Origin of the sequence: Chryseobacterium sp. ISL-6, assembly GCF_018613715.1 — a bacterium.
Classification (GTDB): Bacteria; Bacteroidota; Bacteroidia; order Flavobacteriales; family Weeksellaceae; genus Chryseobacterium; species Chryseobacterium paludis.
The window spans coordinates 85275-107066 of record NZ_JAGGPT010000005.1; the positions used below are offsets into that span (position 1 = coordinate 85275).

13 protein-coding genes are annotated in these 21792 nt (G+C 35.9%); 6 read left to right on the plus strand and 7 right to left on the minus strand.

Features of this window, described 5'->3' with window-relative positions; translation table 11 throughout:
* The first annotated feature begins 66 nt into the window (after positions 1–66).
* Positions 67–3048, plus strand: a complete 2982-nt coding sequence (locus J7E44_RS08015; RefSeq protein ID WP_214827644.1) for a reprolysin-like metallopeptidase — start codon at positions 67–69, stop codon at positions 3046–3048.
* A 181-nt stretch (positions 3049–3229) separates the two neighbouring features.
* Positions 3230–9688 carry a GEVED domain-containing protein gene (locus J7E44_RS08020; RefSeq protein WP_214827648.1) on the plus strand — a complete coding sequence of 2153 codons (6459 nt, stop codon included), beginning with the start codon at positions 3230–3232 and terminating at the stop codon, positions 9686–9688.
* A gap of 106 nt (positions 9689–9794) precedes the next feature.
* Here the strand turns inward: J7E44_RS08020 and coaE are convergent, their stop codons facing one another.
* The 4 genes from coaE to ruvB are packed head-to-tail and all read right to left on the minus strand — an operon-like array spanning position 9795 to position 12964.
* Positions 9795–10424: a dephospho-CoA kinase gene (gene coaE, locus J7E44_RS08025; RefSeq protein ID WP_214827651.1), complete on the minus strand. Its 630-nt coding sequence runs from the start codon at positions 10422–10424 to the stop codon at positions 9795–9797.
* An 8-nt stretch (positions 10425–10432) separates the two neighbouring features.
* Positions 10433–11299, minus strand: coding sequence for an MBL fold metallo-hydrolase (locus tag J7E44_RS08030; RefSeq protein ID WP_214827653.1), 867 nt, complete (start codon positions 11297–11299; stop codon positions 10433–10435).
* A gap of 25 nt (positions 11300–11324) precedes the next feature.
* Positions 11325–11936 (minus strand): FMN-binding negative transcriptional regulator, encoded by a 612-nt coding sequence (locus J7E44_RS08035; RefSeq protein ID WP_214827655.1) that lies wholly within the window; start codon positions 11934–11936, stop codon positions 11325–11327.
* A 5-nt stretch (positions 11937–11941) separates the two neighbouring features.
* Positions 11942–12964, minus strand: coding sequence for a Holliday junction branch migration DNA helicase RuvB (gene ruvB, locus J7E44_RS08040; protein ID WP_214827666.1), 1023 nt, complete (start codon positions 12962–12964; stop codon positions 11942–11944).
* Between the two features lie 148 nt (positions 12965–13112).
* Between ruvB and hutI the strand changes: the two genes are divergently transcribed.
* From hutI to J7E44_RS08060, 4 genes are all read left to right on the plus strand, one after another.
* A complete protein-coding gene (gene hutI, locus J7E44_RS08045; protein ID WP_214827668.1) occupies positions 13113–14342 on the plus strand; it encodes an imidazolonepropionase in 1230 nt (409 codons plus the stop codon).
* Positions 14343–14551: 209 nt separating this feature from the next.
* Positions 14552–16567: a BCCT family transporter gene (locus tag J7E44_RS08050; RefSeq protein ID WP_214827670.1), complete on the plus strand. Its 2016-nt coding sequence runs from the start codon at positions 14552–14554 to the stop codon at positions 16565–16567.
* Positions 16568–16684: 117 nt separating this feature from the next.
* On the plus strand, positions 16685–17611 hold the full coding sequence (gene hutG, locus J7E44_RS08055) for a formimidoylglutamase (protein ID WP_214827672.1): 927 nt from the start codon (positions 16685–16687) through the stop codon (positions 17609–17611).
* Between the two features lie 135 nt (positions 17612–17746).
* Positions 17747–19039 (plus strand): aldehyde dehydrogenase family protein, encoded by a 1293-nt coding sequence (locus tag J7E44_RS08060; protein WP_214827675.1) that lies wholly within the window; start codon positions 17747–17749, stop codon positions 19037–19039.
* Positions 19040–19137: 98 nt separating this feature from the next.
* Here the strand turns inward: J7E44_RS08060 and pyk are convergent, their stop codons facing one another.
* The 3 genes from pyk to rnc are packed head-to-tail and all read right to left on the minus strand — an operon-like array spanning position 19138 to position 21788.
* Complete coding sequence (gene pyk, locus J7E44_RS08065; RefSeq protein WP_214827678.1) at positions 19138–20583, minus strand: pyruvate kinase; 1446 nt, start codon at positions 20581–20583, stop codon at positions 19138–19140.
* Positions 20576–21049, minus strand: a complete 474-nt coding sequence (locus tag J7E44_RS08070) for an IPExxxVDY family protein (protein ID WP_214827681.1) — start codon at positions 21047–21049, stop codon at positions 20576–20578. The genes pyk and J7E44_RS08070 overlap by 8 nt, the downstream gene beginning before the upstream one ends.
* On the minus strand, positions 21027–21788 hold the full coding sequence (gene rnc, locus J7E44_RS08075; RefSeq protein ID WP_214827684.1) for a ribonuclease III: 762 nt from the start codon (positions 21786–21788) through the stop codon (positions 21027–21029). Before rnc ends, J7E44_RS08070 begins: the two co-directional genes overlap by 23 nt.
* Positions 21789–21792: the final 4 nt, after the last annotated feature.

Consider the following 21792-nt stretch of genomic DNA (forward strand, 5'->3'; position numbering starts at 1 on the left):
ATATTAAATATCTGTTTAAGTTTTTATATTTTTGTTAAATGTGAATTTAAAAAAAAAGATTAATTTATGAAAAAACTACTTACTACTTTAATGTGTACTTTAGTAGGGGGAGCTATGTTCGGTCAATGGACGCCAACTTCCTTTAAAAAAGTAGACAACAAGAAAAGAGGTACGGAATTTAAAGTAAATCCATCAGGTACAAGAAGTAATGGATACTATAAATTGGACTTAGATTTATTAAGATCCCAATTAAAGAACGCTCAGGAAATGGGACCGAATGCTGCACCCGTTGTTATTTCTCTTCCTACTATGAATGGGAAGATTGAAAGATTCAATGTATACAGCTTTCCGGTTGTTGTAAAAACAATAGCAGATAAGTACCAACTTGGATCATATGTGGGAGCTAGTGTTGATAATCCTACAAAATTCTTAAGATTTAGTGTTGCTCCTAATGATTTTCAATCGATGATCATCGATGGAGGGAACTATGAATTTATTGAACCAGCTTCTGCTGATAAGACTGTTTATGGAATGCATCCTAAAACAAGTAAAAACGAAAGTGGATTTTTATGTTCAACAGAAGAAAGTCCGGCTGCTAAAAAACAGATTGAAGACTTATTGAAAAATGGGCAATCTTTTTCAAATCAGCCAACAAATTTTGCCAAAAGTTCTGATAAAAAATATAGAACAATGAGATTGGCAATGTCTGTGACAGGAGAGTATACTCAGTTTCATGGAGGTACCGTAGCTGGAGCTTTAACAGCTATTAATGCTACATTAAGCAGAGTAAACGGAGTTTTTGAAAAAGATTTTGCATTGCACTTAAACTTACAAGACTTTCCGGGAGTAATTTATACCAATGCAGCGACAGATCCTTATTCTGCTGCTGGTCCTGGAGTTGGTGGGGCTTGGAATCTTGAATTGCAAAATACACTTACTGCCAATGTGGGAAATGCCAACTATGATATTGGGCATTTATTTGGTGCTTCAGGAGGTGGAGGTAATGCCGGATGTATCGGATGTGTTTGTGTTAATCCTACAACAGCTGTACCTGAAGGTAAAGGTTCTGGATTTACTTCTCCGGCAAATGGAATTCCACAAGGAGATAGCTTCGATATTGACTATGTTGCTCACGAAATGGGACATCAGTTAGGTGGAAATCACACTTTTTCGCATAATATAGAAGGAAGTGGTGTAAATATGGAACCTGGTTCTGGGTCTACGATTATGGGATATGCTGGTATCACAGGGCCAAATACAGATGTTCAGGCTCATTCTGATCCTTATTTCCATACAGCAAGTATTGGCCAGATTCAAGAGAATTTGATTGATAAGACTTGTGATGTAGAAACGTCAATTACAAATAACCCTCCAGTGATTGCAGCCTTACCAACGTATAATATTCCAAAAGGAACGGCTTTCGTACTAACGGCTTCTGCTACAGATCCGGAAAATGATCCAATGACATATATTTGGGAGGAGGTTGATGATGCATCACTTTCAATTAATAAGAATAACTTAGGGAATACCAGTTCTGGAGCTTCATTCAGATCGATTTCACCAACGACAAGTCCTACTAGATATTTCCCTAAACTCTCATCTGTATTGAATGGAGTCTTGAATAACGCAAACAATACTTGGGAAGCGGTATCTACCGTTGCAAGAACTACAAAATTTGAAGTAACTGTAAGGGATAATAATTCAAATATAGCTCAACAACAGTCACAGAGTAAAATTCAAACGATCATCGTTGGAGATAACGGACCTTTTAGATTAGCGAGTCAATATGCTGATATTAATACACCGACTCCAATTCAATGGATTGTAGCTAATACTACTGCTGCACCTTATAGTGTTGCGAATGTGAAGATTGATTATACAGCAGATAATGGGACTACATGGACTGTACTAGCTGCTTCAACTCCGAATGACGGTTCTGAAAACTTTACCTTTCCATCTTCTATGAACGGGCAGATTATTAAGGTAAGAGTTTCATCAATTGGAAATGTATTTTATGCTATTGGTAGTGTTACATTAGGTCCACTTGCTGCATGTAGCAGTGCTGCACCAACAAATGTGGTGGTAAGTAACATCAGCAGTTCTTCAGCGAGTGTATCTTGGATGTCTTATACCGGTGCTACTTATAAAGTACGTTATAAAAAAACAAGTGCAAGCGTATGGACTGAGATTGATACAAATGTTCCTTCAGTTAACTTGAGCAATTTAACAGACGGTACAGCATATGAGGTACAGGTTGCTTTAGTTTGTGGAACTACAGTTGGAACTTACTCTGCATCAGTTAATTTTACAACACTAGTCCTTGCTTATTGTACTGCGAGTACTTCTAGTACAAGCTATGAGAATATTGCAAATGTAACAGTTGCCAATTTGAATAATACTTCAGGAGCAAGTACTTATACGAACTATACAACGAATACAGCTCTTCAGGTTAATTTAACAAAAGGAACTACTTACCCTATTTCACTTACAATTGGTAATCCTGATGTTCCAGATTATGATGCTGCAGCTATTTTTATTGATTTCAATAAAAATGGTGTTTTTGAAGATTCAGAAAGAGTTCTGAACTTTCCTGTTGCAGTTCCGACAGCTGCTCCGATAACAGGATCATTTATGGTTCCTGCTAATGCTGTAGAAGGACAGCCTTTAAGAATGAGAGTTGTTGTATTCTATGTTGGAGACCAAAATGCAGGTGCAACATTACCTTCAGACTATTTGTGTGGAGTGAACTTCCAGTATGGAGAAGTAGAAGATTATAACGTTGTAATTTCGCCTAATAATTTAGCAACTAACGAAGTAATTAAAGATAGCTTTAGTATCTATCCTAACCCTACAAGTGATGTATTAAACGTTACTAAGGTTTCTGATAAAGCTACTTACAAAATTTACAGTGTTACTGGCCAATTAGTAAGCAGTGGAAATATAAATGGTGGAAAAATTAATGTTTCTACTTTGGTAAAAGGTGGGTACGTAATTACAATTGATGAAAAAGGAAAAGATTTATTCACATCTAAATTCATTAAAAAGTAATAAAAAAAATAATAAAATTTTTTTATAAATATGAAATCCTCAGGTATTCCTGGGGATTTTTTTATTTTGAAATGATAAATTATATTATTGTGGAATTTGTATGAAAAAAATGATTGTACGTGTAAATTAATAATAAAAAATGATTAGATTTGTATAATTAATATAATATATTGAGAAACTTATGAAGAAAATTTTTACTTCTTTCTTCTTTCTCTGTTTGTTTGTCGTCACCAGTGCACAATGGAGTCCTACATCATTCAGAGGGGAAAAAATCAGAGGAAGTTCTGAAATCAGGAACTATTACTCTTTAGACATTCCCTTATTAAAATCCCAATTGGCAAAAGCACAGGAAACAGGCAGAAATGCAAAGCCTGTTACTATTTCATTGCCAACCATGGATGGGAAAATTGAAAAATTTGCCGTTTACAGCTTTCCGGTTGTTGTAAAAGAACTGGCAGATGAATATCAATTAGGATCTTATGTAGGGGTCGGAATCGATGATCCGGGCAAGTACCTAAGATTTAGTTTAGCCCCTGATGACTTTCAGTCAATGATTGTCAAAAATGGAAAGTCCGAATTTATAGAACCGTTGAATAGAGAAAAGACAGTTTATGGTGTGCATCCTAAAACTGATAAAAGTAATGAAGGGTTTTTATGTTCTATGAATGAAAGCCTTTTGTCTAAACAAGAGATCAATAAACTTTACGAAAAGGGATCTGCATTTACGAATCAGACCACCAATTTTTCTAAATCTTCTGATAAGAAGTATAGAACAATGAGATTGGCAATGTCTGTTACTGGAGAGTACACCCAGTTTCATGGCGGAACAGTGGCGGGAGCATTAATTGCTATTAATGCAACCCTAACCAGAGTAAATGGGGTATTTGAAAAAGATTTTGCTTTACACTTAAATTTACAGAATTTTCCTGGGGTAATTTATACCAATGCAGCGACAGATCCTTATTCTGCTGCTGGTCCTGGAGTTGGTGGGGCTTGGAATTTGGAATTGCAAAATACATTAACTGCTAATGTAGGAAATGCCAATTATGATATTGGGCATTTATTTGGTGCTTCAGGAGGTGGAGGTAATGCAGGCTGTATAGGTTGCGTTTGCGTAGATCCTACAACTGGAGTTCCTAAAGGTAAAGGTTCTGGATTTACCTCTCCTGCAGATGGAATTCCGCAAGGTGATAATTTCGATATCGACTACGTTGCTCATGAAATGGGACATCAGTTAGGAGGTAATCACACTTTCTCTCACGGTCTTGAAGGAAGTGGTGTAAACATGGAACCAGGTTCTGGATCTACTATTATGGGATATGCCGGGATTACCGGTCCAAATACTGATGTTCAGCCACATTCAGATGATTATTTTCATATTGCCAGTATTAAACAGGTACAGGCAAATTTAATCAGTAAAACATGTGATGTTGAAACTCCGGTTGCCAACAATCCACCTGTAATTGCTGCTTTACCTACGTATAATATTCCTAAAGGAACAGCGTTCGTATTGACGGCATCTGCAACTGATCCGGAGAATGACCCAATGACTTATACGTGGGAAGAGGTAGATAACGCTACCGTTATAATTAATAAAAATAACTTAGGACTAACCACTAGTGGTGCATCATTCAGATCTGTGGAACCAACTACAAGTCCTACAAGATATTTCCCTAAATTATCTTCAGTATTAGCTGGGGTTCTTAATAACTCTAACAATGGTTGGGAATCGGTTTCTACAATAGCTAGAAACAGTAAATTCTCTGTAACTGTTAGAGATAATAGTCCTATTGCAAATCAACAGCAAACACAGTTTGCAGAACAAACGATTATTGTAGGTAATAACGGACCTTTTAAAGTTACAACTACAACAGCTTATAATAACGGGCCTACTACAGTAGCCTGGGATGTTGTAAATACGACAGCAGCTCCTTATAGTGTTGCTAATGTTAAAATAGACTACACAACTGATAATGGTCTTACATGGACTGTTTTGTCAGCGTCTACAGCTAATGATGGAAGTGAAAGTTTAACCTTTGGAGCTCTAACATTAGGCTCTACTGTTAAAATCAGAGTGAGTGCTATCGGTAATGTATTTTATGCGATTGGTAGCGCAACAGTTGCAAGTTTAGCAGCTTGTACCGGAGCTCCTACAACAGGAGTTACCGTTTCAGCGATCACTCAGACACAAGCCACTGTTTCTTGGGCTGCTTCTGCTGGAGCAACATATGTTGTTCAATATCGTCCGGTAGGAAGTACAACTTGGATTTCTTTACCAGCAACTACTAACTCTATTGTATTAACAGGGTTAACTGACGGAATTCAATATGAAGTACAGGTAGCAAATGTCTGCTCAGGAACACAGGGAGCCTTCTCTGCGTCTGTTAATTTCACTACTCCTGGTTTGAATTATTGCCAGATGCAATCAAGTAACTTCGGTAGTGAGTATATTTCCAATGTTACAGTAACGCCAATTGGAGCGGCTCCTATGAGTAATAACTCCGCAGGAAGTACGTATACAGATTACAGCACCAATCCAAGTACTTTAGTGAATCTTGTGATTGGTTCTACAGGTAATACTGTTTCTGTTACAAAATTTTATCCTGGAGGATTTACCTATTCTGAAGCAGTAGGTGTTTGGATAGATTTTGATAGGAATGGCATTTTTGATCCGGCAGAGCAGGTGATGAACTCTCCTTCTAATACTACGACTCCTGTTAGTGCTGTTTTCAACGTACCTGCAACAGCATACAATGGTCCATCAACAACAAGAATGAGAGTCGCAATGCGATACAATACTTCTCCTGTAATGTGCCAAAACTTTGGTGATGGTGAGGTTGAAGATTATGCAGTAAAATTAATTCAGCCTATACCTTGTACAAGTAATGCTCCGTTGAACCTTAGTGTGACTAACATTACTGCTACATCGGCATTTGTTATGTGGGATCCGGCAGTGGGAGCAACTTATATATTAGAGTACAGAGCTTTAGGTTCAACAACCTGGATACCTGTTCCTCTGACAACTAATGCATATACTATTACTGGTTTAACTGAATCTTCTCAGTATGAGGTTCGTGTAGCTTATGTTTGTTCCGGAACAACCGGAACCTTTACAGCTCCTGTTCAGTTCAGTACACCAGCTGTCAACTATTGTACGGTTACAGGTAATAGTACGAACGGATATATTTCAAATGTTAAGGTAACTCCAACGAATTCATATGTTATGAATAATGACACTGGGGCAAACTCTTACACAAACTATTCACCTGATCCTGACAAATTGGTAACATTGGTACGTGGATCTGTGAATAATAGTATTTCAGTTGGTAAATCTTGGCTTATACCAAGCTCATTCCCTCCTTATTTAGCGGTTGGAGCTTGGATTGATTTTAACAGAAACGGAATATTTGAAGCAGGTGAAAAAGTAATAAACACTACAACTAGTGCTACAACACCTATCGCTGCAACATTTACGGTTCCAATGACATCGTACAATGGACCACTTACTCTTAGAATGAGAGTAATTATTTCTTCAGCTTCGATCAATGATCCTTGTGTAAATATTACAAATGGTGAAATTGAAGATTATGCTGTTAAGATCGTAGATATGCAGCCATGTTCTACAGCTCCACCTGCACCAATTACAGTAAGTAGTGTTACAGCATCTACAGCGGTAGTTTCTTGGTTGAGCAGTACTGGTGCTACCTATGCATTGAGATACAAAGCTACAGCATCTGCTGCATGGACAACAGTTAACCCTGTTCCTGCACCTGGATATAGCTATGTTATTGGTAACTTAAATGCTGCTACACCTTACGAAGTACAGGTAGCTACGATTTGTGGTGGTACTCAAGGTGCTTGGTCAGCGTCTATGAACTTTACAACGTTAGCAATTAATTATTGTAATGCGGGGACGGCAACAGTAACTGACGGTTACATCAGTAGCGTAACAGTTACTCCAACCAACTCGATTCAAATGATTAATAATTCAGGACCTACTACATACACAGATTATTCTAACGATCCTGCTAAACTTACTACATTTGTTCGTGGCTCTACAGGAAATAATATTTCAATTGGAAGAACCATCTTATCAGGTACATATGCTTCATCTGTATGGATTGATTATAATGGAGATGGTATTTTTGATAATGCGACAGAAAGAGTAATGAATCTTGGTTACTCCAGTACAACACCGGTAACAGCTACTTTCACTGTTCCTGCTAATGCATATACAGGAGGAAATAAAGTTAAAATGCGTGTTGTGGTTTATTATAATACGATTGACAGTGCATGTCAAAACTTCACAAGTAACGGAGAAGTTGAAGATTATGCTGTTAAATTTGTAGATATGCAGCCATGTACAACTGCACCTCCAAGTAACATTACAGTATCTAATATTACAGCAACTACAGCAAATGTTTCCTGGCTAGCATCTACCGGAGCTACTTATGTATTAAGATGGAGGCTGGGAGCTACCGGAACATGGAATGTTATCGATCCTGTTCTTGCACCTGGAAACAGTTACACTATTACCGGACTTACTGAACTTACTGCATATCAGGTACAGGTGGCAACAAGATGTAGTGGAACTTTAGGGGCTTTCTCAGCTTCAATTCCATTTACTACAACGGCTATTAGCTATTGTAATATGACCGGAACAGGAACTAATGATCATATTTCTAATGTAACGGTTACTTCAGTAAATCCAGGTATTACTCCTATGAGTAACACTTCAGTTCAAACGAACTATATCAGTTATATAACACCTGCTACGCTTATTAACTTGGAACTTGGTTCTACAGGAAATAAAATTGCTGTTACAAAAGGATGGACAGGAGCAACGAACAACGATGCCGTAAGCGCCTGGATAGACTTTAACAGAAATGGAGTTTTCGAAGCAGCAGAGCAGATTATGGCAATACCTGCCAATACAACGAATACTGTTAATGCATTATTCAATGTACCATCTACTGCATATAGCGGACCTTTGACAACCACAATGAGAGTAGTACTGAAACGTAGTAGTGCTCCTGTAATGTGTCAGGTTGCTGCGAACGGTGAGGTGGAAGATTATGCTGTAAGAATTAGACCATGTGCGACTGGTACGCCAACGAACTTGGCATTCAATACAATCACACATACTTCAGTTGTTGTCAACTGGTCAGGAGTAACTAATGGTCTTACTTATATTTTACAGTATAGACCTCTGGGATCTACTACATGGACAAGTGTGAATGTATCTACTCTTTCAGGGAATCCACCTATTTCATTGACAGGTTTAACACCTGCTACAACATATGAAGTACAGGTGGCTGCAAGTTGTGGAGCTACACCAGGTACCTTTACGCCAATTAAAACGTTCTCTACGAGATGTGATCCTACACCTCCTACAGTAACAATTAGTAACGTAACAACGAATTCAGCGTTAGTAACATGGGCGCCGATTGCTCCTAGTTCAACTTATGTATTAAGATACAGAGTTGTTGGAACAACTACTTGGATCAATGTAACAGTACCTGTAACACCTGGGAATTCATATCCATTAACAGGATTAAGCCCATATACAACATATGAAGTTCAGGTAGCTAATATATGTGTGGGTGAAACTACGGTTAATCCATATTCAAACCCTAAGGTGTTTACTACTGAAAGAATTTGTGAATTACCACCTCCGGGATTAACGATAACTAGCCTGACGCCTACCACGGCAGTCGTGGTTTGGGATCCGTTCCCGGGAGCTACGTATATCTTAAGATATAGAAAAGTAGGTATTCCGAGCTGGACAACAATTCCTGTAGCAACAAATACCCTTACGCTTACAGGATTAACAGAATTAACGAAATATGAGATGCAGGTTGCTAACATTTGTAGTGGTACTCCTGGAACATTTACACCTCCGTATTTCTTTACGACTCCGACAGTAATTTATTGTCAGATGTCATCTGGAAGTTCAATAAGTGAATACATTTCGAACGTTACGGTAAAACCTAATGGTAAACCACAAATGTCTAATGATTCAAACGCTCAGAATTATTCAGACTTTACTGGTATTCCTGAGAAATTTATAGAACTGATCCAAGGTTCTACGGGCAATGAAATTTCTATTGCTAAATCTTGGTCAGGAGTAACAAATAACGAAGGAATTGCAGTATGGATAGATTTCGACAGAAGCGGAACTTTTGATCTTAATGAAAGAATTCTTGTTTCTGGACCTAATACAACCACTCCTGTGAAAGGAACATTCAGTGTACCGGCAGATGCATTCATCAGTATGACAGATTACAAATATGTTGTTATGAGAGTTGCAATGCAAAAAGATGGTATCCCTGTAAATTGTGTGAGTTTTGCAAATGGAGAAGTTGAGGATTATACAGTAAGAATTTCTAAACAAACAGTGCCAAACCCTGTTAATCAAACGGAAATTCTGATCTATCCTAACCCAGTAAGTTCAGTATTGTATGTGAAAAATATTAGCAAGAAAGCTAATTATAAACTATACAATGCTGCAGGGCAACTTGTTATTAGTGGAGTTATCCTGAATAATAAGATTGACGTAAGCAGATTGATAAATGGAGTATATGTAATAGACATCGAAGATGTTCAAGGTACAGCTCAGAAGAAATTTATCAAAGAATAGTAAATAATCACTATTAAATAAAAAATGAGCTCTCAGAAATGAGAGCTTATTTTTTTAATCTTTATATAAAAAAAGCGTTAGAAAATAACATCTAACGCTTTTTTGTTTATTCTATTTCAAAGATAATACGCTCTGTCTGCTCCTTTAAATCTTCTAAATTAGTATCATTATAGATGATGTAGTCTGCGATTCTTATTTTATCTTTTTCAGGCATCTGGCGTTCCATAATTGCTTGTACTTCACGATAAGTTTTGTTATCTCTATCCATCACCCTCTTTATCCTTATATTGTCCTGTGCTGTTACCAAAAGAGATTTGTAACATTGCAAATTAAGCTTTAATTCAAATAATAAAGCGGTCTCTTTAAAAACTAAATATTTAGACTGTCTTTTCACCCATTCTTCAAAATCAATTCGGACAGCAGGGTGTATGATTTCATTTAATTTATGCAAAAGATCGGTATCATTAAATACTTTTCCCGCCACAAATTTCCGATCATAAAAGCCATTTATATCATAAGATTGATCCCCTAAAAGCTCTTTAATTTTATCCTTAAGATCTTCATTGTCATTGACGATAGTTTTTGCTCTGTCGTCAGAATAATAAACCGGGAATCCACATTCTTCAATAAACTGGGCAACCGTAGTTTTACCTGAACCTATTCCTCCCGTTAATCCAATGATCTTGGGTGCTGGTTCTGGTTCTGCTTTTTTTGTTTCTGAATACAATTCTTCCATAGTTCAAATTAATATCCGAAAACGTCATTAAAACTGTGAATTTCATCAAGTCTTACTCCTTTATCCGTCATCTTCAGACTTGCCAACTCATTATGTGCATCATGTTCAAAAAACAATAGATATTCATTATCTACACATTGCTTTAAAAACTTTCCTTTTTCCTCCATCGTTAAAAGAGGTCTTGTGTCATATCCCATTACATAAACCTGGTTGATATGCCCTGCTGTAGGAATAAGATCTGCAGCAAATACGATTGTTTTTTCCTGATACTGGATCACCGGAAGCATTTGTTTTTCCGTATGTCCATCTACAAAAATTACATCCATTTTCAAATCAGGAGCAAAACCGTAGTTTCCTGTAGTTGGAAGTGGTAAAAAGTTCAACTGACCACTTTCCTGTATAGGGAGAATATTTTCTTTTAAAAAGCTTGCTTTCTCTCTTGGATTGGGTTCAGTAGCCCATTTCCAATGGTTTTCATTGGTCCAGAACTGAGCGTTTTTAAAAGCTGGTCTATAACCTGTTTTATCATCATTCCATTCAATAGCACCACCGCAATGGTCAAAATGTAAATGCGTCAAGAAAACATCAGTAATATCTTCTTTTATGAAGCCATACTTTTTTAAGTTTTTATCTAAATTATCATCTCCCCAAAGAGAATAATGTCCGAAAAATTTTTCGTCCTGTTTATTTCCCAGACCACAATCCACTAAAATCAGCTTCTTGCCATCCTCAATAAGTAATGAGCGTGTTCCTAGTTCTATCAGATTTTTTTCGTCTGCAGGATTTGTTCTTTCCCACAAACTCTTTGGGACGACTCCGAACATTGCGCCGCCGTCCAGCTTAAATTTTCCACATTGTATTGGATATAGCTTCATATAATATTATGTTTTTATAATGTATTTACTTTTTATTTAATTTCATTTTTTCAGCAATCTTTTTTGCCTGATCGTCAGAATTCTCAAGGTGGGAAATAATATTTTGATAATCTCCTTCCTTTCTATTTTGAGAAAGCTTTTGTTTGATAAATATTTCTGTTGGGATTACCTTTATTCCGAAGGCTCCTTTCATTTCCTTTTCAACAAACTCCTTACCCATATCCTTTACCAATACAGGGCATTGCTGAAAATTTTCGTATTTGCTGGTTAATTTGTCTAAATGCTTATAAAGTTCTTCCTCATTCATCAACTCAACTTTTCCGTGGATCTGTACCGCTTCATAATTCCAGGTTGAAACATTCATGTGATCATACCAGCTGCTGGAAATATAAGTGTGAGCTCCTAAAAAATCACATACTACTTCATCTCCATCCTTAAGGGTTCTGGCCTGAGGGTTTGCTCTCGAAATATGAGTTTCTACATAAATATGCTCAGGATCATCTTCATTGAGCATCATCATTGAATGCGTTGCTCTTATCTTATCGACCGAAGAAATAAGCAAGGCGAAAGCATTCTCTTTAATGATCTCTCGCATTACATTATAATCTTCACTTCTGTATATTTTTGGGATAAACATAATTTTTAAAATAACTCTCCTGGATTTCTTGGTATTGGAATATGTAAATGTTTATAAGCTTTTTCCGTTACTTCTCTCCCTCTTGGAGTACGGATAATAAAGCCTTCCTGAATTAAAAAAGGTTCATAAACCTCTTCTAAAGTTTCAGGGTTTTCAGCAATTGAAGTTGCCAGTGCTGAAATACCCACGGGTTTTCCTTTGAAATTTTCAATCATAACACGCATGATCTTATTATCCATTTCATCCAACCCAAATTCATCTACATTGAGAGAATTCAACGCATATTTTGTAATATTAATTTCAATCTCACCGTTTCCTTTTATTTCTGCAAAATCACGTACCCTGCGCAATAGTGCATTGGCAATTCGGGGTGTTCCCCGGCTTCTTCTTGCAATTTCAATAGCTGCATCTTCATATATCTTTACTCCCAAAACTCTGGAACTTCTTATGATAATAGTTGATAGTAGCTCTATCGTATAATATTCCAGCCTACTTTGAATACCGAATCTTGCTAACATCGGTTTGGTAAGCATTCCACTTCTGGTTGTTGCGCCTACTAATGTAAAAGGGTTCAATCCAATCTGGACACTTCTTGCATTAGGCCCGGTTTCCAGCATAATATCGATCTTGTAATCTTCCATTGCCGAATACAGATATTCTTCTACTACGGGGGATAAACGGTGTATCTCATCAATAAATAAAACATCATTTTCCTCGAGATTAGTTAAAAGACCTGCCAGGCTTCCTGGTTTATCCAAAACAGGCCCGGAGGTTATTTTACAGCCTACACCCAATTCATTGGCAATAATATTTGCTAAAGTTGTTTTACCTAGACCCGGTGGGCCATGAAGAAGAACATGGTCGAGAGCTCCGCCTCGCTTTTTAGCTGCAGTAACAAAAACTTCAAGATTTTCTAACGTCTTTCTCTGCCCTGCAAAATCCTTAAAACTCTGGGGACGAATTTGTTCTTCCTGCATGAGCTCTTCATGGGAAAAGTTTTCTTTATCTGGATGTAAAAAATCAGGCATTAATTCATTTCATTTACTTCAAAGATAGGGATTTTAGACTTAGGTTAGGGAAAAGGTTATGCTAAAAAATGAAGGTTAAAAGATATTTTTTGAGTATTTTTGGAATGGAAATTTAAACATAAACACAACTTTTTCTGATCATAAACCCATGAAATTAATAGGACCATTTAAGCAGATCATTACACTCAGCAATCTTCCATTAAGAGGAAAATTAACCGATGAACAACTTGAAATAATTGTTGATGGCGGAATTCTAATCGATGGTGATATCATTCAAAAAATTGGGAATTTTGAAAAACTAAGATCAGAAAATCAAAATATCACATTGGAAGAAGTTCAAGGTGAGCAAATTGTACTTCCCGCTTTTGTCGATTCTCATACTCATATTTGTTTCGGTGGAAACAGAGCCAATGATTTTGCTATGAGAAATGCCGGCAAAACATATCTTGAAATTGCTGAAAGCGGAGGTGGTATATGGAGTTCCGTGTTGCATACAAGAAATGCATCAGAAGAAGACTTATTAAAGACACTCCTGGAAAGAATCAATTTCCTTGTTTCTTTAGGCATAACAACAATTGAGGTGAAAAGTGGCTATGGTTTAGATGTAGAAAATGAGCTGAAAATGCTTCGAATGATCCAAAAAGCACAAAGACAGACTAAGGCAACATTAGTTCCAACCTGTCTTTCTGCACACCTAAAGCCCAGAGATTTTGAAGGCAGTAATAAAGAATATTTAGAATTTATTATCACCGAGATCCTACCAAAAGTAAAAGAAGAAAACCTGGCAAAAAGAGTAGATATTTTTATCGAAAAATCGGCATTCCAACCAGAAGAAAGCAAAGATTTTTTACTTAAAACTAAACAATTAGGTTTTGAAATAACAGTTCATGCAGATCAGTTCACTCCAGGGAGTTCAAGAATTGCTGTTGAAGTTGGAGCTCAATCTGCAGATCACCTGGAAGCAACTATTGATGAGGATATTGAATTTATTGCGCATTCAAATACCGTAGCTACAGCTTTACCTGGAGCAAGTCTGGGATTAGGAGAAAAGTTCACTCCGGCACGAAAGTTGTTGGATGCAGGAGCTATTCTTGCAATAGCCAGTGATTGGAACCCTGGTTCCGCACCAATGGGTAATCTGATTACTCAGGCATCTATTTTAGCAACATATCAAAAGTTAACGACTGCAGAGGTTTTAGCAGGGATAACTTTTCGTTCAGCATATGCTCTGGGATTAGAAGACAGAGGAAGGTTAGAAAACGGATTAAAAGCGGATTTTGTAACTTTTAGAACTGATAATTTTCAAAATGTATTATATAATCAAGGAAGCCTGAAGGCTGAAAATGTTTATATCAATGGAGTAAGGTGGGATTTATAATTTAAACCCCTTCCGCCCCGTTTAGTATCTTATGATAAGTTTCCTTAGTATGCAAATATTGTTTTTTCTGAGAGAAAAAATAATCTCTGTAGTTCGTAAGTGTAATTAATTGATAAAGAAAGACCATCTTATTTTTCTTAATTTTTTTTGATTGCTTCTGTTGCGGCTTTGCCAGAATGATGTATCAGTAATTTAATATGAAAATAAATATGATGAAATTTCGAAAAATACAAACGACATTCAACAAAGGGGTAACAATTCCAAGTTTAATTTTTATTATTGGGACTTGTTTTCTTTCTGCTGTTTATCCAAAATCGACTGAGACTGTTTTAAATAGTATTAAAGAATTTATTTTTGTGAATCTAAACTGGATTTACGTATGGTCAGTAACCATATTTGTTATTTTTTTAGTCTACCTGATGTTTAGTAAATATGCAAATATTAAATTAGGGGCTAATGATAGCAAACCTGAATATTCGCTCTTTTCCTGGATTTCAATGTTATTTGCTGCGGGGATGGGGATTGGTTTAATATACTTCAGTGTAGCAGAACCTATGCAGCATTATTCCTCAAAAGTCTTTGGAGATAATCATTATATAAACAGAGCTAAACAGGCACAGCTTTATACCTTTTTTCATTGGGGAATTCATGCCTGGGCTATTTATGGGATTGTAGGCCTTTCATTGTCCTATTTCGCCTACAGGTATAGATTACCATTGTCGTTACGAAGTTGTTTCTATCCTTTACTTAAGGATAAAATAAATGGAAAGTGGGGAAATGTGATCGATATTTTTGCACTTTGCTGTACCTTTTTTGGGATTACCACGACACTGGGATTTGGAGTTGTTCAGATCAATTCAGGACTACAAATAATGAGGGTAATTCCTGAAAATAATTTTATATATCAGATCATCATTGTGGTTTGCCTAATATCTCTTTCAGTATTTTCTGCTATTAGTGGAGTAAATAAAGGAGTGAAACTATTGAGTAATATCAATGTGATCAGTGTAATTGTACTTTTATTGTTTGTATTAATATTAGGACCAACTGTTTATTTAATTGGGAGCTTTACCGAAGGACTGGGAAATTACATCAATAATTTTTTCGATCTTACTTTTAGTACCCATGTTTATGAAAAAGAAACATTGCCATGGTTCTATGACTGGACCATTTTATATTGGGCCTGGTGGATTTCATGGTCACCTTATGTAGGCTTGTTCATTGCCAGAATTTCAAAAGGAAGAACAATACGGGAATTTATTTTTGCCGTCCTGGTGCTGCCGACATTATTTAATTTTATTTGGATGTCTGTTTTTGGTAACAGTGCGATATGGTTTGATTTTAATGTAGCCAATGGTAAACTAAGTGAATTTGCTTCTAATCCTGATGCATTGATGTTCAGGTTTTTAGAATATATGCCATTATCGAGCATTACCAGTTTTTTTGTTATTGCCATAATCATTATATTTTTTGTGACTTCAGCAGATTCCGGAATATTTGTAATGAACAGTATTGCAACGAAAAATGCCGAAAAGTCACCCAAATGGCAGTTGGTATTCTGGGGACTGCTGTTAGCTGTTCTTTCTCTTTTATTATTAAATGTCGGAGGTTTGAAGGCTCTTCAGAGTATGACATTAATCACGGCATTACCATTTTCAATTATCGTACTTTTATTCATTGTAAGTTTGATGAAGGCATTGATCATCGATCAGAAATATTATGATAGGAATTTCTCTGCTTCTGCTATTCCGTGGTCAGGCGAATTTTGGAAAGAAAGGTTAAAGAGAATTGTTTCATTTAAAGATAATTCTTCTGTTGATGGTTTTATTCAAAGTACAGTAAAAGAAGGTTTTATCGAATTGCAGCAGGAGTTTGCAGAGAATGGGATTGAAGTAAAGATGAATTATGGTGAAAACCCTACAAAAATTGAAATAGAAATTCATCACGGTGTCGTCAATAACTTTATCTATGGAATAGTGAATCAGAAGAAAACGGTTTCAGAATATGTTATTAATGAAGAAAACCTTCCTGATCTGGAAAATAGTACGACCCATTATCCAAAATCATATTTTGGAGATGCAAGAGAAGGATATGATGTACAATACTTCACAAAGAATGAATTAATTTCTGATGTGCTTAAACATTACGAACGGTTTTTAGAAATTATTTCGGAAGAGAAAAACGAAATGTTTATCAGCAGCAATGCCAATCAGAATAAAGTATAATGGCAACTGGATAAAAGCTATAAGAAGAATGCTTTTATAATTGAGGAAAGTAGTTTTACTATTTAAACAATATTATTTAGTTTTACTGAGTATAAACTGTAATTGAATTTATAAAAAATGATATCACAAAATATTTGGCAAGGTAGGAGGGATGGAGATGAACTTCTATACCATAGAATTTTTCAGAGGGTAAAAATAGCGAGAGATTACGATACTATTTCTACTAATGATTTCGTTTTACATGGTTTTGCTGTTGAAGAAGGCGTAAGAAGGAACAAAGGAAGATTAGGAGCTAAGGATGCTCCGGATGTGATAAGAAAGAACATGTCTAATTTTCCGGTTATCCTTCCTGATTTCTCATTATTAGACTTTGGAAATATTACATGTGATGATGCGAATCTTGAAAAGACCCAGAACAGCCTTGCGAAAAATGTTTCAAAAGTTCTGTTGAAAGGTGGGAAATCACTTGTTATAGGCGGTGGTCATGAGTTGACGTATGCTCATTATTTGGGTGTAAAGACAGCCTTTCCTGAGCAGAAAATAGGAATTATTAATATTGACGCCCATTTTGATAATCGACAGCCCGAAGACGGTGTAGGAGCGAGTTCCGGAACGGGATTCTGGCAGATTGCACAAGAGGGAGATATCAATTCATTGCACATAGGAATACAAAGGAATTCCAATACCCTGAAATTATTTGATACTGCCCATCAATATGGGATGAAATATATCCTTGCTGATGAATTGTTCTTTGAAAATCTTCCATCCATATACCAGCGTATAAATGATCTATTGGATGGAGTTGATGTAGCTTACCTTACCATTTGTATGGATGTATTTAATGCATCTGTTGCTCCTGGAGTTTCGGCTTCAGCATATAATGGTATTTTTGCAGATTCGGCTTTTATGCATTTTTATAAACATATTTTAAAGAATGAAAAACTTGTTGCATTAGATGTGGCAGAAGTTAACCCTTCGTATGATATTCAGGATAGGACAGCGAGGTTAGCAGCCAGCCTGATCAACGAGTGGTTTATGATATAACAAAAAATATATTCTTTTAATAGAGAAAATCATTATTTTATTTAACCTAAAGGAACAAAATTTGTTGCTTTCATCCATGCTTTGCCAATAAAGCATTCTAATTCATTATTTTGAATTTGAAACAAAAATTACATTATGGAACAATCAATTGAAAATAAACTTATTAAGGCAGATAAGGCTTTTTCAGAATGGAAAAAAGTACCCTTTGAAGAAAGACAAAAATTACTTGCAAAAGCTGCAGAAGTGCTAAAGGCAAATTCAGAGAAATTTGGAGAAATCATTACCAGAGAAATGAATAAACCAATTTCACAATCAATCGCTGAGGTTGAAAAATCTGCTTTAATGATGAATTATTATGCTGATGCCGAAAATATCCTAAAACCTGAGAAAATAGAATCTGAATATAAATTTTCTGAAGTACATTATATTCCGAAAGGAGTTATTTTAGGTGTAATGCCATGGAATTTCCCCTTTTGGCAGGTACTAAGATTTGCTACTCCAGCTATTTTATCTGGAAATACTGTTGTATTAAAACATGCTTCTATTTGTTTTGGAAGTGGCAATGCCATTGAACAGGTCTTTTTGGAAGCAGGTTTTCCGGAAGGTATTTTTCAAAATCTGGAGGTAGGTCATAAAGAAGTAAAAGAAATTCTGGAGCACGATGCTGTAAAAGGAGTAAGCTTAACAGGTAGTGGAAGAGCAGGGGGAGAAGTAGCCTCAATAGCAGGACTGAATATCAAAAAATCTGTGCTCGAATTAGGAGGTAGTGATGCTTTTATTGTTCTGGATGATGCTGATCTGGATAAGGCTGCACAAGTGGGTGCCCAGGCAAGACTTCAAAATTGTGGACAGACCTGTGTTGCGGCAAAAAGATTTATTATTGATGAAAAGATTGAAGATGAGTTTATGCCAAAATTCATTGAAGCATACAAGAAATTTATTCCAGCTGATCCAATGGATAAAGAAACCAAGATCAGTGGTATGGCAAGACCTGATCTTGCTGATGATCTGGAAAAGCAGTTTAATAAAGCTTTAGAAAACGGAGCTGAAATTATTATCCCTCTTGAAAGAATTTCTGATCATGAATTTAATCCTGGATTAATCAGAGTAAAAGAAGGAAATCCTATTTTACAGGAAGAGCTATTTGGGCCATTGGGAATGGTAATGGTTGCTAAAAATGATACTGAAGCCCTACAAATGGCTAATGATATTCCTTTTGGACTTTCTAATTCTGTTTGGACAAAGAATAATGATCGCCAGATGTTTTTTATTGAAAATTTAGAATCCGGAACGGTCAATATCAATAGAATGACAAGCTCTGATCCACGTTTTCCTTTTGGTGGAACCAAAGCATCAGGATATGGAACTGAACTTTCTTTAATTGCCCTGAAAGAATTTGTAACACCTAAGACTATTGTAGGAAATTAGTTTTAATCTTAAACTAACAACATAAAAAAACTCTCGAAATTATCGAGAGTTTTTTATTTTATATTGAAAAGCAAATTTGCATTTCTGCTTTTTCGATTTTAAACCGTTGTTAATCTCAGTGTATTCGTCTTCCCTCCTTCATATGATGGAGTTGCATTGATGTTGATAACAAAGTCTCCACTTTCAATATATCCATAATTATGCGTCAGCATATTCACCTGGATAATCGTTTCATCTGTTGATTTATTCATGTCATAATAATACGCATGAACACCCCAAAGAAGATTCAGCATATTAATAACTCTTTTATTACCACTGTAAACAATGATATGAGAGTTTGGTCTGTGTGCCGAAAGTTGGAAAGCTGTATAACCTGAATGCGTTAAAGTAACAATTGCAGTAACATTAGTCGTTTTTGCAATTCTAACTGCTGCAAGACAAACCCTGTTCGTAATGAATCGCTCATCAATACAGTTGTAGTCTTTTTCGATAGGTTCGTTTTTATGCTGGTAGAAGTTGGTCTTTTCTATATTCTGAACGATTTTTGCCATGTTTTCTACTACCTGGATCGGATATCTACCTACGGAAGTTTCTCCTGAAAGCATTACCGCGTCAGCACCATCCAATACAGAGTTTGCAACGTCATTTACTTCAGCTCTTGTAGGAGTTAAGCTATTGATCATTGTTTCCATCATTTGAGTAGCGATGATTACAGGCTTGGAATAGAATCTTGCTTTTTCAACAAGATTTTTCTGTATTGCCGGAACTTCCTCCATAGGAACTTCTACTCCAAGGTCTCCACGGGCAACCATCAATCCATCACACTCTAATAAGATCTCGTCAATATTTTTTACCCCTTCAGGTTTTTCTATTTTAGCAATAATTGGTGTTTTGAATTTACCGTTCGGGTGCTTTTTAATAAGCTCCTTTAAATCGATAATATCCTGTGCGTGACGAACGAATGAAAGAGCGATCCAGTCTACCTCCATATCTAGCATGAAATTGGCATCCTGAATATCTTTTTCCGTTAAAGCCGGAAGTGAAACATTGGTATTAGGTAAGTTTACCCCTTTCTTAGAACTTAGAGGTCCCCCTTGAATTGTTTTAGCCTTTACGGTATCTACAGCATTGGTTTCTATAACTTCTAAAACTAATTTTCCATCATCAATAAGGATTCTTTCCCCTACATTTACGTCCTGAGGAAATTGCTGATAGGTCATATAAACTTTTGTAGAATCACCCTCAATTTTTTCATTAGTGAAAGTTAAGATGTCTCCAGGATTAAGATATGATCCCTCTTTTACAACTCCTACACGTAATTTAGGACCTTGTAAGTCTCCTAAAATACTTACAGAATATCCATGTTCCTTATTGAGTTCTCTAATGATATCAATATTGGATCGAACTAAGTCATAATCTGCATGTGAAAAATTTATTCTAAAAACGTCTACACCTGCTTTCATAAGTCCTAACATGACTTCTTTAGATGATGATGCAGGGCCAAGCGTTGCGATAATTTTTGTCTTCTTTAAATACTTATTCATAATACTGGATAATTTGATAAAGTTCCTCATCAGAACTTAATGTATAATCTTGAATTGGAAACACAAGATTTTCAGGGAGCAAAATTACGGAAAAATCAGGAAACTGTTCCGAACTATGAAGAATATATTCTACATCTACCTGATTATTTAATAAAAATTTAATATTCTCTTCTTCTGCGAAGAGCTCTGTCTGTATTTTCTTTTGCTTACTTTCTGAAGATTTATTGGAAATAAAAGTAAAGCAGGTCTTTGTAAACTTGTGATAAGCCTCAAATCTTGAAAAATAATAATCATAATAAGATCCGTGAAAGACAAGATCGTCTATCCTTGAAAATTTGAGATCGTTACTTTGATTTATTTTGAAAAAAAACTCATGATCGAATACATTTTTTGCTAATCTTACCAATCCTATGGCAATATCTTCAAATTCTATATCGTCTATATCATAAAGTTTTTGAATTTCCAAGTATGTTTTCTTTTTTGTTTAAAATATAAAATGCCCTTTGTGCAGCTTTTTCTTCTGCCTTCTTTTTGGAAGTTTCCGTAGCATTGGCAATCTTCTCATCGCCTAGCCAAACATGGCAACGAAACACAATTGCTTTATTGACCTGAATTTCCTCACAGGTCTCATATTTTATATGTACTTTTTTCTTTTGACTCCATTCCAGGAGAAGGCCTTTATAGCTCACAATTTTATTTTCGAGCTTATTGATCTCGGATGGCGTTAGTAGTCGTTCCAAAATAATCTTTTTACAAGTGTCATATTGGAAGTCTAAATAAACAGCACCGATTAATGCCTCGAATAAATTTCCGGAGATATTTTCACCTAAAGCTACAGAATTTTGTTTTACTAAAAGATCCGTCAGCTTTAAATCTTCTCCTAATTTATTAAGATTTTTCCTATTAACAATCTTAGATTTCATTTGCGTTAAATATCCTTCATTAGCCTGAGGATAAGTCTGAAACAAATGACAAGAAATAATTGTACCCAAAACAGAATCTCCCAAAAATTCAAGCCTTTCGTAATTACTGTCTTGATTTTTAGAAGAACTTTTTAAAGAAAAAGCTTCCCGGTAAAGAGCAACATTTTGTATCTCAGAACCAAGCACTTTACTGAGCTCGGTACTAAGAAAGTAATCTCTCTCCGTTAATTTTCTTTTTCTTTTTTTGAGAAGGAATTTAGAAAAGTATTTCTGTAACTCCATTCAG

Excerpts from the sequence above, each read along its gene's own strand:
- J7E44_RS08015 (WP_214827644.1), top strand. The coding sequence starts at position 67 with ATGAAAAAACTACTTACTACTTTAATGTGTACTTTAGTAGGGGGAGCT.
- J7E44_RS08020 (WP_214827648.1), top strand. The coding sequence starts at position 3,230 with ATGAAGAAAATTTTTACTTCTTTCTTCTTTCTCTGTTTGTTTGTCGTC.
- coaE (WP_214827651.1), bottom strand. The coding sequence starts at position 10,424 with ATGGAAGAATTGTATTCAGAAACAAAAAAAGCAGAACCAGAACCAGCA.
- J7E44_RS08030 (WP_214827653.1), bottom strand. The coding sequence starts at position 11,299 with ATGAAGCTATATCCAATACAATGTGGAAAATTTAAGCTGGACGGCGGC.
- J7E44_RS08035 (WP_214827655.1), bottom strand. The coding sequence starts at position 11,936 with ATGTTTATCCCAAAAATATACAGAAGTGAAGATTATAATGTAATGCGA.
- ruvB (WP_214827666.1), bottom strand. The coding sequence starts at position 12,964 with ATGCCTGATTTTTTACATCCAGATAAAGAAAACTTTTCCCATGAAGAG.
- hutI (WP_214827668.1), top strand. The coding sequence starts at position 13,113 with ATGAAATTAATAGGACCATTTAAGCAGATCATTACACTCAGCAATCTT.
- J7E44_RS08050 (WP_214827670.1), top strand. The coding sequence starts at position 14,552 with ATGATGAAATTTCGAAAAATACAAACGACATTCAACAAAGGGGTAACA.
- hutG (WP_214827672.1), top strand. The coding sequence starts at position 16,685 with ATGATATCACAAAATATTTGGCAAGGTAGGAGGGATGGAGATGAACTT.
- J7E44_RS08060 (WP_214827675.1), top strand. The coding sequence starts at position 17,747 with ATGGAACAATCAATTGAAAATAAACTTATTAAGGCAGATAAGGCTTTT.
- pyk (WP_214827678.1), bottom strand. The coding sequence starts at position 20,583 with ATGAATAAGTATTTAAAGAAGACAAAAATTATCGCAACGCTTGGCCCT.
- rnc (WP_214827684.1), bottom strand. The coding sequence starts at position 21,788 with ATGGAGTTACAGAAATACTTTTCTAAATTCCTTCTCAAAAAAAGAAAA.